A 13,061-nucleotide genomic window follows, 5' to 3' on the forward strand; every position below is an offset into this window, starting at 1 on the left:
ATGATGATGATTCAGAAACCTGCAAATAGTGCAAATACAATCAAAATTTTACTTGCGGATGATCACCAGCTGTTTCGTGAAGGACTTAAGCGGATTCTGAATATGGAAGACGATCTTGAAGTCATCGGCGAGTGCGGAGACGGCATTCAAGTTATGGAATTTTGCAATCATACGATTCCTGAAATTGTTTTGATGGATATTAATATGCCGATCGAGAACGGTGTTGTCGCGACTGAGCGTTTGAAAAGCTTGTTTCCTGACGTGAAGGTTATCATTTTGTCAATCCATGACGATGAGAGCTATGTGTTTGAAACGCTTCGCAAAGGGGCTACCGGCTATCTATTGAAGGATATGGAGGCAGAATCGCTTATTAACGCTATTCGCTCTGTCGTTCAAGGTCATGCCTATATCCATCCAAAAGTAACGGGCAAGCTGATTAATCAGCTTCGCCGCATGACTTATTTGGACGAGATGGGGATCGTATCAGGAGCTGCTGCGGCGGCGGAGCCGGGCGTCAAGTTCATTGCGGGCGATGAAAGTCCGTTAACGCGGCGCGAAGCAGAAGTGCTAAGGCTTATGGCAGAAGGCAAGAGCAATAAGCTCATCGGGGAATTTTTATTTATAAGTGAAAAAACGGTTAAAAACCATGTGAGCAGCATTTTGCAGAAGATGGAAGTCGATGACCGTACGCAAGCTGTTATTCAATCGATCAAATACGGTTGGGTTACGCTGTAACTCATATATTACGCAAAAATCCCGTATCAGCTGATACGGGATTTTTGCGTGCGCGCTTGTTGGAGACAAAGTATGTGAATATGAGAAAGACAGTGATCAAGATATCGGCCTCATATCATCTTTTATCGTCTTTTCCTTTGCTTACGGAGCGAGAGGAACCCGGCCGTAAGGGTGAAGGCGCCAATGAGGTAGTAAGGAAGCGGGCTGGAATCGCCTGTTTTTGGCAGGGTATCTAGCGGAACTTGCTCCTCTGCCACATCGATTACGGTATCCTGGCCATCATCGATCCCGCCTACCGGCGGCTCATCATCATCAATCTCGACAATAGTTGTGGTTTCAGGTGTTGGCGTAGGTGTAGGTGTAGTCTCAGGTGTCGGGGTTACGGTCGGCGTAGGCGTAGGTGTAGTCTCAGGTGTCGGGGTTACGGTCGGCGTAGGCGTAGGTGTAGTCTCAGGTGTCGGGGTTACGGTCGGCGTGGGCGTAGGTGTAGTCTCAGGTGTCGGGGTTACGGTCGGCGTGGGCGTAGGTGTAGTCTCAGGCGTCGGGGTTACGGTCGGCGTGGGCGTAGGTGTAGTCTCAGGTGTTGGGGTTACGGTCGGCGTAGGCGTAGGTGTAGTCTCAGGTGTTGGGGTTACGGTCGGCGTAGGCGTAGGTGTTGTCGTAGGAGTAGGAGTAGGGCAATTGTTCTCTCTCATTAATTTCCAAGCTACAATCGTCGACCCGTGACCGCCGGAGCCTAGCTGAATTTGCTCAGGACCGCTGTATATATCCGCCTGATAAGGAGCGCAAGCCGGGATGTCAAGGGTGACTGAATAGGTGCCGGGCAACGGATAGATGTTGGTCTCGCCGTCATAATGGATCTGGTCCTGATAAGGAGTTCCGTTGCTGTTCGGTATAGTGCCGGGAGGGAAGATGTATGTAGAGACACTAACCTGCACACAATTCTCGGTCGTTCTGAAGGTTGCGGTAACGGTACTGTTTCCATTATCAACGATACTGTTCAAATTGTTCGCGACAATGTGTGCGCGGTCAGCAGAAATGGGCGTACAGCTATTAGCCGCCGGGGCGACTGATGGATTTGCAGCTGAATTGTTTTCGCCTTCCGCCATAACAAACGATCCCAGGGTTAACGAGAGAATTAACATTATGGCCATGCTGAAAGAAAACTGCTTTTTTAAGTATCTCATCGTTCACTCTCCTCTTAGATAGTTGGTCGTGTTCTAAGAGGGCCGGTTACACTACTAGCTCCGTATAATCCAAGTGTCCAGATGCAGATTATACTTCATCGCTTCCCCTAGTTATTATGAATGCGTGAAGTCACCTTCTCCCCATTCTCTATGCTTACATACGTTTATATGCATGGATACGTAGTAAAATGATAACATATACTGTAAATTGCTCAAGGGTGTTTCTTTGTCGCATTTTGACTGCTGTTTGTGGATGAGAAAGAGATGTTTTGTGGGAATGGCGCACATTTTGTCACCCTTGTCCCCTTATTGCGGAACCAGTGGGCGCTTCGTGGCATATAGTGTCACAAAGAGGAGGTGGCCGCCATGTTTGAACTTCTGCTTTTTGTTGTTGGCTGTTATGTTCTGGCTGCATTGTCGGTGCATCTGGCGTATCGAATTTGGCGCGGACGACAGCAATCGAGCAAGCATTACGTGCTCGTAGCGGACGTCCGGCAAAAAAATATGGAATGGTACGTGCGTTCGTTTTTTTCTTTTTCCCGGAGAATGGGCAAGGATGTTCGTCTTACGATTGTTAACCGTGGCGTGACGGATGAGACGCTCGCTATTGTTGAACGTTTGGCTAGAGGTGGCAAGGAGGTCAGTGTGCACCTGGCAGAAGATACTCCAACAACAGAAAATAAGGACAATAAGCATTCACAAATGACGGGTGTGGATGGTACCCAGCTGCTTTGGATGCTGCAGGCAGAAGGAATCGTATCGCATTCCGATCATGCGGTGCTGGTTGATTTGCAAAATCCGTCGGATTTGTCGAAAATGCCATTTTAGTATATACTTTGAAGAAGATCAATATTTGGAGTGAAGCACACTCAATGACGCAGACTGCGTTGTTGGGTGTGCTTTTTTTCGTTTGAAATATAAGTGGAAAAAGGCGAGGGGGAGCGATAGTCGATGAGGGCTCAGGTGTATGTTGTGGAAGTACGCGGGTGCTGGAAAGCCCGGGTAACGATTGACCCGGATATGGACAAGCATTTTTGGATGAATGGCGGGTTTGGCAAAGCAGGGAGCTTAAATGAGGCGATTGCCGATTCGGGCTGGCTATTAAAGGAGCCGCTGCCGCTTGGCGATGCTTGCCGTGCTGTGGAGCTGTGGGAAGCGGAGCTAATACGGAGAAGAGGAGAACAGACTGCTATAGATACGGGCCAGATCGATCAAGGAAGTATAGCTGACCGCTGTGAGGCGATAGAGCTTCTGCTCGCTTGTGCTGAGGAGGCAAAGGGCGAGGGGCGAAATGACGGGAAAGCTGCCGGCAGGAGATTGTGGTGGCGGCGGGGGAGTGGACGCCAGCGGCAGACTGCGATGGGGAGAGCCGGCTTGTCTGGTTTGGTGGAGCACTGGGTGCGAGGGGGAGCGGGCCGTGCGGGTGATGAGCGGGAGCGGGGCGGAGATAGGGGGCGAGCGGAAGAGACGCGGGAGCGAGGGGGAGCGGGCCGCGCGGGTGATGGGCGGGAGCGGGGCGGAGATAGGGGGCGAGCAATTAGCGATGCGGAGCTGGGAGAGATCGCGGCAGGGGCGAAGCTTGCCGCGGAGGTCATGCAGGGACGTGCGCTATTGCGCAGCGAAGCGCACGCCCTGTTAGTTGACGCGGGCGGGCCCGGCGCCGCAGCAAGGTGGAGCGGAGTGCTCCAGCTTGCCGCGCTGCTCGGGGCGGGTGCGCCTGAGCGGATCAATCGCAGCCGGAAATGGCGGGCGATTGGACGCTTTGGGGCGCCGCAGGCGCGAGCGCAGCTGTCTTCGCTGCGGGAGTGGCGAGGCGTATATGCACCGCACGGCATGTGCAGCGTGCGGGCGGTTGTGCGCCTATTGCTCGGCGTGCATTGGGATGGGGCGGAGCCGGGAATGCGAGCTGCTCGTCGTAGGGCAGCATGATGCGCAGTTTGGAGGGAGGACGGAGCCAAGCTGCCTTAAGCAGCAAGTTATGCAGCTTTCATTGGAGCAGCGGCTTAATAAATGGCGACTTAGCCCGGCACAGTCAGACGCAGCTGCGAAGGCGCTGCAGTTCGCGGAGGAGCAATCCGCTGAACCGGCTCTCTCTTCAACGGGAAAATCCGCCAAGGTAAGAGATTTTTTACTCTGGGCGGTTACGGGAGCGGGCAAGACGGAAATGATTTTTCCGCTCGTAGAATCAGTGCTGCTGCGGGGCGGCAAGGCGCTTATTGCAACGCCGCGCCGCGATGTCGTGATTGAGCTTGACCCGCGCATTCGACAAGCTTTTCCCGCGGCTTCCGTAGTGGCCTTATACGGGGGAAGCGCACAGCGATGGGAGAGCGGAGACATCACGCTTGCAACTACTCATCAGCTGCTGCGCTTCTATCAAGGCTTCGATCTGGTTGTGGTTGATGAGCTCGACGCCTTTCCATACCACGGCGACAAAATTCTCCATTATGCGGCGGATAAAAGCTGCGCGCCGGGTGCCGCCCGATTGCTGCTGTCTGCTACGCCGCCAAGCGAGCTGCAGCGGGCAGCGAAACGCGGCAAGCTTCCGCATGCCAGAGTGCCCGTACGTTATCATCGGCATCCGCTGCCTGTGCCGAAGCTTCTCCAAACTTCAGCTGTGAGACAAATGCTTCAGCAGCGCAGGCTGCCGCCAAAGCTGTTAGCTGCCATGCAAGCATCACTTCATCGCGAGGCGCAGCTGTTTGTGTTCGTGCAGCAAATTGCACAAACCGAACCGGTGGCTGCTTTGCTGCGAGCAGCGCTTCAGCATTCGGCTGTAGCGGCAACCTCCTCTCAGGATGGTGAGCGGGCGGATAAGGTGCAGCGTTTTCGCGCGAGGGAGATTCGGGTGCTGGTTACGACAACGATATTAGAGAGAGGAGTCACCATTCCGAAAAGTGACGTCTACATTCTGGATGCGGATGGACGGCTATTCGACGAGGCATCCTTGGTCCAAATGGCAGGAAGAGCCGGACGGTCCGCAGAGGATCCGTTCGGCCGCGTCTATTTTTGCAGCCGTGAGCGCAGCCGTTCACAGCTATCAGCCGTACACAAACGATGAATCGAATAGCCCGAAAGCAAGGCTATCTGCTTCCCGCCGGCAAAGGAGGCTCGCTAAAGTGAAGGTCTCGCCGCAAAACTGGTTACAGCGTATCCAATCCGCTTTCACCGCTTCAGCGCAGCTGCTAGCTCCCCGTTCGGCCGCATGTCTCCTATGCGGCAAACCGCAAAACGAGGCTCGCAGCGCGGCCAACTATAACCATGCGAAGCTGACCGCCCAGCTTCGACATTCCCTTTGCGGGGCATGTCTCTCCGCAATACCGTGGCTTACCCGCATTGCCTGTCTCAAATGCGGGCGCGGCATCCCATGCGAAGACTGCATACGCAGTCCGCATCGGTCATTCGTATACAACCGCAGCGCTGTTTACTATAACCAAGCGATGAGGGCGATGCTAGCCTTGTATAAATACCGGGGAAACGAGCAGCTAGCCCCGCTGCTTGGGGATATGCTGCTGCCAACGTTCGAGGCCATGACTGCTGAAATTTCCCGGCGGTTCAGCACGCAAAGCGGACACCAATCCAAAGCAAAATGGAGGAGCGCGGATTACTGGGACGCTGTCACTTATGTTCCCGTCAGCGAGGAGCGGGCGATCGACCGGGGCTTTAATCAGGCAGAGCAGCTTGCGGGCCATATTGCAAGGCGCTATCGCTTGCCGCTCATGCATCTGCTCATCCGTTCCCGACATTCGGAGAAGCAAAGCTTCAAGACGCGCTCGGAGAGAATGCGGGATACAAAATCTCTTTTTAGCGTAAATTCTGAAGCATTTCGCATGCTGCATACAAATGCGCTTAGCTCCTTCGGCACAGCCCAGCCAAGCCGTGAAGTCATTCGCATCCTTCTTATAGACGATATTTTTACGACAGGAAGCACGGCAAATGCCTGTTCCGGGCAATTGAACCGACATGTGGAGCTTCCGCTGGAAATATATATTTTGACCTGGGCTCGTTCCTGATTAATCAACGAACCGTCCAGCTGCGTAATAGATTCATAGTGAAAAAGTTAGCGCTTTCGATTAAAATGGAAATAAAAGTTGACTAGATTCGACGAAAAAGGGGGCACAGAGCGATGAATTTAGATAATTGTCCACGCTGCGGTAAGCTTTTTGCCAAAAACTTTAGAGACGTATGTCCGGTTTGCATTCGTGAAATCGATAAAGAGTACGAGCTTTGTGCAAACTATTTGCGTGAGTTCAAAAATTCGATTATTACCGAGGTATCAGAAGCTACCGGAGTTACGATCAAGCAAATTACGAAGTTCATCCGCGAGGGCCGTATTTCTATCGTTAATGCGCCGAATATGGGGTACCCTTGTGAATCCTGCGGAACGATTATCCGCGAAAATCATATTTGTGACATCTGCCGAGAACGCCTTGAGAAGGACAAGAAGCAAATGCTTCAAGACATAGCGAGAAATGAAGAATTAAGAGGCTTCAAACAAGCGCTTGGAGCATACAAAGGTCTTGACAGATACAAAGATAAATAAGCGAATTCATGCTAATATGAACATGACTATAAAATTTCACTTGACTGAAGCCGATAATACTTGTAAAGGTAGTCGGCTTTTTTAGTTTTTTGTAAATAATGAGGTGGAAAAAATGAAAATAAACAAGACGAATCGTATAGGCGCGCTTAATCCGTACCAGAAGCAGGTGGAATCCAGAGCAGGCGGAACAGGAAAAGCAAAGCAGAAGGACGAGGTTCAAATTTCTGCTGCTGCCAAGGAGATGCTGAACACGAGTAAAGCAAGCGGAGCGGACAGAATAGAGCATATTGAGAAGCTGAAAAAATCGGTAGCATCGGGCACCTATCATGTGGAAGCCGGCAAGATCGCCGAGAAGCTGCTTCCCTATCTGAAGGAGTAGTCATCTAAATGAATGAAAACATCCGGCAAATTCTAATGATTTTGCAAGAGCTATTAGACGAGCACCGGCAGCTAATTGAATACGGCAATGCGAAGACAACGGCCATTACCGCAAACAATGTGGAGACTCTTTCGTATATATCGGGCAAAGAGAAGAAGAGTCTTCAGCGTATACTGGAGCTTGAGCAACGGCGAATCTTTCTGATCGGAAAATATATGCTGGATCAAAAGCTGACTAGTCACCGTTCCTTCAAAATGGAGAAACTCATACAGGTTGTTTACCATGCCAATGAGAAGCAGCAGCTTCAGGTTGTATGGCATGAGTTATCGGCTGCTCTTAAGAAGCTTCAAGATATTAATGAATTCAATCAGCAGCTCGTTAGGATGACTTTGGAGCATTTGCATTTCACGCAGGATTTGCTGCTCGGCGAGGCTGAGGAAGAGGCGACTTATCATCGGGCTGTGCAGGGTTTGGCCTATAATCGCAACAGTCGGTTTAATACGAGAACTTAAGAAGAGAGGTCAACTGCTATGGCATCAACATTTCATGGGTTGGAAACGGCGCGGCGCGGTTTATTTACGACGCAATCGGCTCTGAATACAACCGGACATAATATCGCGAATGCTAACACAGCCGGTTATTCGCGCCAAGTTGTAAATATGACTGCTTCAAGGCCGATAGATGCCGTTGGATTCACGAAATCGGCCGCGGCTGGTCAACTTGGTACGGGTGTCGAGGCTAGCGCTATTACGCGTATCAGAGAGAAATTTCTCGATAATCAATACCGCAATGAATATAAATCGCATGGAAATTTTACTGTACAGCTGGATACGTTGGAGAAGCTGGAAGGCATCGTAAATGAGCCAAGCGATACGGGCTTAAGAACAGTGATCTCGAATTTCTGGAATTCATGGTCCGATTTGAGCAAAAACCCGGAAAATGCCGACGGCCGGAAAGTTGTTATGGAGCAGACGATGGCTATGGTGGATGCTTTTAATTATGCTTCCAAGCAGCTTACCGATTTGAAGGATGACTTGACGGAAAATGTTGAGATCAATCTGAGCACCGTCAATTCGCTTACTTCAAGCATCGCTCAGCTAAATAGCGAGATTCGCAGGATTGAAGGTTTAGGCGACAGTGCCAACGATATGAAGGATCAGCGGGATTTGCTTACCGATCAGCTCTCAGGGCTAGTTAACATCCGGGTAGTAGATCAGGCAGACGGTTATAGAATTACGATGGGCGGTACGGAGCTTGTTCAAGGAACGACTTCGAGTACGCTGGATATGGGAGCTATAACGACTGCATTTGATTCGGGCGACCTGAATAGCGGAACGATTTACGGTACTATTCTTTCGAGAGATCATTTCGTTGATGGCTACATAAGCGAACTAAATAAAATGGTTCAAACGATGGCGAGTGGTGAATTTGAAGTCACGCTGCCCAAAGGATCGGTTTTGCCTGACGGCACTATTATCAATGGGGTGACATACACAGGGGCGGACCGTACGCTGACCGATGATTTGACCGTTAAGGTCAATGGCTTGAACGGCTTGCATCAGCTGGGATATTCATTAGCCGGACAGGAGCCGGGCTTGCCTTTTTTTACAGACAGCACAGGTGATACAAGCGGTTTAACCGCGGGCAATATCACTCTAAATCCGGCGATTGCAGCTAATTCAAATTTAATTGCATCTTCGATGCGCGTTACTATAAATGCAGACGGCTCAGAAACGGTAATAAGCGGTAACAATTCGTTAGCTGTCTTGTTCTCGCAAATGAGAGACACCCGTTTAGACTTTGATTCAGGTGCAGGCGAGGATATGAACACAATTGACGCGTATTTCCGTTCCGTCGTCGGTCAGCTTGGCGTACAAGCGGCAGAAGCGACACGCATGCAAGCAAATCAACAAATCATAGTTGAGCAAGTGGAATCCCGTAGGCAATCGGTCAGCGGCGTATCGCTCGATGAAGAGATGTCCAATATGATTAAGTACCAGCATGCATACAATGCGGCCGCAAGAAATATGACAATGATTGATGAAATGCTGGATAAAGTAATAAACGGAATGGGTCGGGTAGGTCTATAAACTTTAAGAAAATGGAGGTGACAGGTTATGTCATTTCGCGTTACACAATCGATGATGAATACGCAGATGCTGCGTAACATAACGAACAACCTGGGGCGCATGAACAATATGCAAAACCAGCTCTCGACGGGCATGAGGATTAATAAACCCTCAGATGATCCAGTCGGAATTACATTCGCACTTCGTTATCGCAGTGAGCTTGATTCGAATGATCAGTATTCAGACAACGTAAGTTCGGCAATATCGATGCTGGAGTATACGGATACGATAATCGGTCAATCTGGTGATGTTATGCAGCGTTTCAAAGAGTTGTTGGTGCAGGGTTCTAATGGAACCTTGGAGCAAACGAACTTGGATGCCATTAAAACTGAAATTTCACAGCTGTACAATCAAATGGTCGGAATTGGGAATAGTCAATTTAGCGGCAAATATATATTCAATGGTGAAAATACGGTTGAGCAGCCTTATCCTACGATGACCCTTGAAGAAATGGCTGATCCTCTGGCTACTCCACCGGTGCTTAAGGCATATCATGTAGCTTCGGATACCGGTTCAGTTAAGTATGAATTGTCTTCCGGGATGAGCATGGCGATAAACATTACGGGGAACGAAGTGTTCGGTGATCCTATAAGCAATGAAGGTGATACAGGAAGCGACAACATATTTCAGCTTTTGCGCCGTGCTTACGATACGTTATCGACAGGCGATAAGGAAGGGGTATCTGATTTAATAGGGCAAGTGGATACCCGCATGAACACGATGTTAACGAAGCGCGCGGAAGTTGGTGCGAAGATGAATCGAGTTGAACTCATTCAAAATCGATTAAACGATATCAATATTAATCTCCAAACCGTTAAATCGAAGACGGAAGATGCAGATATGGCACAGGTCATTACGAACATGAAGACGGAAGAGAATGTTTATCAAGCATCCTTGTCAGTAGGGTCACAGATTATTCGTCCGAGTCTGGTTGACTTCTTAAGATAGGAGCGGACATTATGCAAATTCCCCAAATTCAAATTCGACAGCAGTACGCAAAAATTCAAATAGACGCAGATATCGGGAAACAAGAGCAGCAGCAGCCCCAAGCCACAGTTGAGATGGAACAGATTAAGCCAGAGCAGCATTTTTCCACCTCGAAAGGACAGCTTGATATTAATCAGGATCTCGCATGGGATGCGCTAGGGATAGGCGATAATTTGAAGACGATGAGTAAAATTTATTCTATGTCTTCTGAAATGGCGCTGCGCGGACTCGCCCGAATCGTCGATAATGGCAATCGAATGGCGGATATTCATTTGGGAGGCAATCCGATTGCAGATATGGCCGGTGATTGGCAGCGTACTTACCCTGAATTTGATTTCAGGGGGGAAGCTTCTTACGATAACGTCGATATAACCTATACCCCGGGTGAATTGTCCATTGATACAACACCGGGTCATATCAATCTGAATGTGGAAGTCAATCGGCCTACCCATCATTATGAACGCGGAAAGCTTGATATCTATATGAGCCAATACCCAAAGGTGGAAATCATACCACCGCAGATTAATGAGCTTATGTAATAGAGGAATTCCGGTGAAATCAAACTATAGACCATCTGTGTAACCTATCCGTTATACGTGGTCTATAGTTTTATTTGTAAGAACGGGGTTATATTATGAGGAGGTTTTATTTTGAGCATCGAATCTATTGTGTATCATTTCGAATATGGCATTCCTGGCTTCGAGCATTTGCACCAGTTTACGTTCTCTGAGGTCGATGGTGAACTGCCGATGAAGTTTATGAAATCCATTGAGGATGAAGAGATCTCTCTTCTAATCGTTAGTCCCTTTTTCATATATCCGGAATATGAGTGGGAATTATCGGAATCTTCAAAGCAAGAACTATTCATTCATACTGAAGCGGATATAGAGATATGGTCAATTATTACGATTCCTTCAGAACCTATGCAAGCAACAATCAATTTGATGGCTCCGCTTATTCTCAATAAAAATAAAAAAATAGGGAAGCAGCTGATCCTTCACGAGAACCATTTTAGCTCGCGCGCCCCGCTCATTAGAGCTTAAGGAGGCAATCCAATGTTAGTTCTATCCCGAAAAAGTAATGAATCCATCATGATCGGCAGCAATATTGAGATTGTCGTGCTTGGAGTTGAAGGCGATACGGTCAAAATAGGCATTAGGGCGCCAAGGGAAGTGGATATTTACCGGAAAGAAATTTACATGGCGATTCAAGAGGAAAACCGTGCAGCAGCAACTAATCCAATCGCAATTGATGAAGTATCAAAATTATTTAAAAAATAACCATTTTTTTAAAAAGAACTATAAACAAATGGAATGAATTGCCGATATAAATAGTAGCACGGAGGGTAGGGCGGCCGACCTACATCCGTAAGCTTCCGCAAGGATGCGGAAATTCGAAAATTCAGGGAGGAAATATCCATGCGTATTAATCATAACATTGCAGCACTTAACACTCACCGTCAGTTGTCTACTAACACAGCTAACCAAAGCAAGTCTATCGAGAAGCTTTCTTCGGGTCTTCGTATTAACCGTGCTGGTGATGACGCTGCTGGTCTTGCGATCTCCGAAAAAATGCGTGGACAAATTCGTGGTTTGGAGCAAGCGACTCGTAACGCTCAAGATGGCATCTCGTTGATCCAAACAGCTGAGGGCGCATTGAACGAAACGCATTCGATCTTGCAGCGTATGAACGAACTTGCAACTCAAGGTGCTAACGGCACTTTGTCCGCTACAGATAGAACAGCAATTGGCGATGAAATTACCCAATTGAACAGTGAGATCGATCGTATTTCCACTTCAACTAAATTTAACGGTCAAACACTATTGGCGGGTACTTTTGGGGTTCAGCTTGCTACATCGGGTCTTGCGGTAGGTAGCGCTGGTGTAACTTCGATTGATATTAGCGGCGCGGTGGGAAGTAACACATACACAATCACATCTTCTGGTGCAGGCAGCTACACGTTGACTGATACTACTGGTTCGACAGGCACTCAAACTGTAACTAACGTTGCAGACGGAGCAGCTGGCGTACTGAACTTTGATAAGTTTGGCATCAAAATCGGACTTAACGGCTCGCAAACGGCTGCTGGCGTTGCAGCGTCCGTAGCGGGTGGTGGTGCTGCTGGTACAGTAATTACTGGTGCAGCTGCTGCTGTTAAGATCCAAATTGGATCTGAAGATCAAGCGGCTCAACAACTAGGCATTTCCATCTCCAAAATTGATAGCTCTGCTACATCTTTGAATACAACTGGTGTTAGTGTATCTACTTCAGTTAACGCAGCAGCAGCAATGACTACGATCCAAAATGCAATTGATACGGTATCTGCACAGCGTTCCAAATTGGGCGCATACCAAAACCGTCTAGATCACACAATCAACAACATCAGCACAGCATCCGAGAACTTGACTGCAGCTGAATCCCGTGTACGCGATGTAGACATGGCGAAAGAAATGATGGAGCAAACGAAAAACTCCATCCTTGCACAAGCTTCTCAAGCGATGTTGGCACAAGCGAACCAACAGCCGCAAGGCGTTCTGCAATTGCTTCGTTAATCTTAAACAAACAAGGAGAGGCCCTAGTATTCCTAGGGTCTCTTTTCTATTTTTTCTAATCATTTGATCGTACATAGCCGATAAATAAAGTAAAACATACGTTGGAGGATTGATTTGTGATGAATATCCATACATCGGCTGCAGGATCGAGCGGATCTGTTGATCGTGTTGTTTCAGGAAGCAAATCGTTTGAACCGGTTACGGATCCTGTTCTTGTAACAGCACCTCATTCTCTACAAGCAATTTCTACTTTCACGAATGTAGATGCACTTAAAAAGGCGGAGCTGCGCGGAGATAACTACACTGTCAGTGACGAACAGATTGTAAAAGCGATTGAGAGGGCGATCAAAGCCATGCAAGGCAAGGCGACAAGTCTAGAGTTTTCGATACACGAGAAAACGAAATTGATTGCCGTTAAAGTGCTCGATAGTGAATCGGGAGAGGTAATCCGAGAAATCCCGCCTGAAAAATCATTGGATTTTGTTGCTAAATTATGGGAGATGGCTGGGATATTAATTGATGAAAAAGGTTAGCTTCTATTAAATGGAGGGA

The 13,061-nt window shown here is 48.5% G+C and carries 16 protein-coding genes and 1 riboswitch; of the genes, 15 read left to right on the forward strand and 1 reads right to left on the reverse strand.

The window, feature by feature from the left end; all coding sequences use genetic code 11:
• The first annotated feature begins 6 nt into the window (after positions 1-6).
• Positions 7-735 carry a response regulator gene (locus AC0YNZ_RS26455; protein ID WP_056635867.1) on the forward strand — a complete coding sequence of 243 codons (729 nt, stop codon included), beginning with the start codon at positions 7-9 and terminating at the stop codon, positions 733-735.
• Positions 736-857: 122 nt separating this feature from the next.
• On the opposite strand, the gene AC0YNZ_RS26460 is transcribed toward AC0YNZ_RS26455, so the two are convergent.
• Positions 858-1,922 carry an LPXTG cell wall anchor domain-containing protein gene (locus tag AC0YNZ_RS26460; RefSeq protein ID WP_475829453.1) on the reverse strand — a complete coding sequence of 355 codons (1,065 nt, stop codon included), beginning with the start codon at positions 1,920-1,922 and terminating at the stop codon, positions 858-860.
• 31 nt (positions 1,923-1,953) lie between these two features.
• Positions 1,954-2,037, reverse strand: a riboswitch (cyclic di-GMP riboswitch).
• Between the two features lie 251 nt (positions 2,038-2,288).
• On the opposite strand from AC0YNZ_RS26460, the gene AC0YNZ_RS26465 reads away from it, so the two are divergent.
• The 14 genes from AC0YNZ_RS26465 to AC0YNZ_RS26530 all read left to right on the forward strand — a co-directional run bounded on the left by AC0YNZ_RS26465 (position 2,289) and on the right by AC0YNZ_RS26530 (position 13,042).
• The gene (locus AC0YNZ_RS26465) at positions 2,289-2,750 is read left to right on the forward strand and encodes a hypothetical protein (RefSeq protein WP_475829454.1); all 462 of its coding nucleotides are present in this window, start codon (positions 2,289-2,291) and stop codon (positions 2,748-2,750) included.
• 123 nt (positions 2,751-2,873) lie between these two features.
• Positions 2,874-3,851 carry a hypothetical protein gene (locus AC0YNZ_RS26470; protein WP_475829455.1) on the forward strand — a complete coding sequence of 326 codons (978 nt, stop codon included), beginning with the start codon at positions 2,874-2,876 and terminating at the stop codon, positions 3,849-3,851.
• Positions 3,805-4,980 (forward strand): helicase-related protein, encoded by a 1,176-nt coding sequence (locus AC0YNZ_RS26475; RefSeq protein WP_475829456.1) that lies wholly within the window; start codon positions 3,805-3,807, stop codon positions 4,978-4,980. The genes AC0YNZ_RS26470 and AC0YNZ_RS26475 overlap by 47 nt, the downstream gene beginning before the upstream one ends.
• A 58-nt stretch (positions 4,981-5,038) precedes the next feature.
• A complete protein-coding gene (locus AC0YNZ_RS26480) occupies positions 5,039-5,932 on the forward strand; it encodes a ComF family protein (RefSeq protein ID WP_475829457.1) in 894 nt (297 codons plus the stop codon).
• Between the two features lie 113 nt (positions 5,933-6,045).
• Positions 6,046-6,462: a TIGR03826 family flagellar region protein gene (locus tag AC0YNZ_RS26485; protein ID WP_475829458.1), complete on the forward strand. Its 417-nt coding sequence runs from the start codon at positions 6,046-6,048 to the stop codon at positions 6,460-6,462.
• A 112-nt stretch (positions 6,463-6,574) separates the two neighbouring features.
• Positions 6,575-6,841, forward strand: a complete 267-nt coding sequence (gene flgM, locus AC0YNZ_RS26490; protein WP_475829459.1) for a flagellar biosynthesis anti-sigma factor FlgM — start codon at positions 6,575-6,577, stop codon at positions 6,839-6,841.
• A gap of 8 nt (positions 6,842-6,849) precedes the next feature.
• Positions 6,850-7,353 (forward strand): flagellar protein FlgN, encoded by a 504-nt coding sequence (locus AC0YNZ_RS26495; protein WP_475829460.1) that lies wholly within the window; start codon positions 6,850-6,852, stop codon positions 7,351-7,353.
• 18 nt (positions 7,354-7,371) lie between these two features.
• Positions 7,372-8,931, forward strand: a complete 1,560-nt coding sequence (flgK, locus tag AC0YNZ_RS26500; protein ID WP_475829461.1) for a flagellar hook-associated protein FlgK — start codon at positions 7,372-7,374, stop codon at positions 8,929-8,931.
• Between the two features lie 27 nt (positions 8,932-8,958).
• Entirely contained in the window at positions 8,959-9,918 is a 960-nt protein-coding gene (gene flgL, locus AC0YNZ_RS26505) for a flagellar hook-associated protein FlgL (protein WP_475829462.1), read from the forward strand.
• 11 nt (positions 9,919-9,929) lie between these two features.
• Positions 9,930-10,496 carry a DUF6470 family protein gene (locus AC0YNZ_RS26510; protein ID WP_475829463.1) on the forward strand — a complete coding sequence of 189 codons (567 nt, stop codon included), beginning with the start codon at positions 9,930-9,932 and terminating at the stop codon, positions 10,494-10,496.
• Between the two features lie 111 nt (positions 10,497-10,607).
• Complete coding sequence (gene fliW / locus AC0YNZ_RS26515; RefSeq protein ID WP_475829464.1) at positions 10,608-11,000, forward strand: flagellar assembly protein FliW; 393 nt, start codon at positions 10,608-10,610, stop codon at positions 10,998-11,000.
• A 12-nt stretch (positions 11,001-11,012) separates the two neighbouring features.
• Positions 11,013-11,237: a carbon storage regulator CsrA gene (gene csrA, locus AC0YNZ_RS26520; protein WP_475829465.1), complete on the forward strand. Its 225-nt coding sequence runs from the start codon at positions 11,013-11,015 to the stop codon at positions 11,235-11,237.
• Positions 11,238-11,375: 138 nt separating this feature from the next.
• Positions 11,376-12,509: a flagellin N-terminal helical domain-containing protein gene (locus AC0YNZ_RS26525; protein WP_475829466.1), complete on the forward strand. Its 1,134-nt coding sequence runs from the start codon at positions 11,376-11,378 to the stop codon at positions 12,507-12,509.
• 119 nt (positions 12,510-12,628) lie between these two features.
• Positions 12,629-13,042, forward strand: coding sequence for a flagellar protein FlaG (locus AC0YNZ_RS26530; RefSeq protein ID WP_475829467.1), 414 nt, complete (start codon positions 12,629-12,631; stop codon positions 13,040-13,042).
• Positions 13,043-13,061: the final 19 nt, after the last annotated feature.

Source organism: Paenibacillus sp. J2L1-98, assembly GCF_056269405.1.

Bases quoted from the DNA above. Each gene is read 5' to 3' on its own strand.
- AC0YNZ_RS26495 (WP_475829460.1), top strand. From the start codon at position 6,850: ATGAATGAAAACATCCGGCAAATTCTAATGATTTTGCAAGAGCTATTA.
- flgM (WP_475829459.1), top strand. From the start codon at position 6,575: ATGAAAATAAACAAGACGAATCGTATAGGCGCGCTTAATCCGTACCAG.
- AC0YNZ_RS26530 (WP_475829467.1), top strand. From the start codon at position 12,629: ATGAATATCCATACATCGGCTGCAGGATCGAGCGGATCTGTTGATCGT.
- flgL (WP_475829462.1), top strand. From the start codon at position 8,959: ATGTCATTTCGCGTTACACAATCGATGATGAATACGCAGATGCTGCGT.
- flgK (WP_475829461.1), top strand. From the start codon at position 7,372: ATGGCATCAACATTTCATGGGTTGGAAACGGCGCGGCGCGGTTTATTT.
- AC0YNZ_RS26510 (WP_475829463.1), top strand. From the start codon at position 9,930: ATGCAAATTCCCCAAATTCAAATTCGACAGCAGTACGCAAAAATTCAA.
- AC0YNZ_RS26485 (WP_475829458.1), top strand. From the start codon at position 6,046: ATGAATTTAGATAATTGTCCACGCTGCGGTAAGCTTTTTGCCAAAAAC.
- AC0YNZ_RS26460 (WP_475829453.1), bottom strand. From the start codon at position 1,922: ATGAGATACTTAAAAAAGCAGTTTTCTTTCAGCATGGCCATAATGTTA.
- AC0YNZ_RS26455 (WP_056635867.1), top strand. From the start codon at position 7: ATGATTCAGAAACCTGCAAATAGTGCAAATACAATCAAAATTTTACTT.
- AC0YNZ_RS26470 (WP_475829455.1), top strand. From the start codon at position 2,874: ATGAGGGCTCAGGTGTATGTTGTGGAAGTACGCGGGTGCTGGAAAGCC.
- csrA (WP_475829465.1), top strand. From the start codon at position 11,013: ATGTTAGTTCTATCCCGAAAAAGTAATGAATCCATCATGATCGGCAGC.
- AC0YNZ_RS26525 (WP_475829466.1), top strand. From the start codon at position 11,376: ATGCGTATTAATCATAACATTGCAGCACTTAACACTCACCGTCAGTTG.
- AC0YNZ_RS26475 (WP_475829456.1), top strand. From the start codon at position 3,805: ATGGGGCGGAGCCGGGAATGCGAGCTGCTCGTCGTAGGGCAGCATGAT.
- AC0YNZ_RS26465 (WP_475829454.1), top strand. From the start codon at position 2,289: ATGTTTGAACTTCTGCTTTTTGTTGTTGGCTGTTATGTTCTGGCTGCA.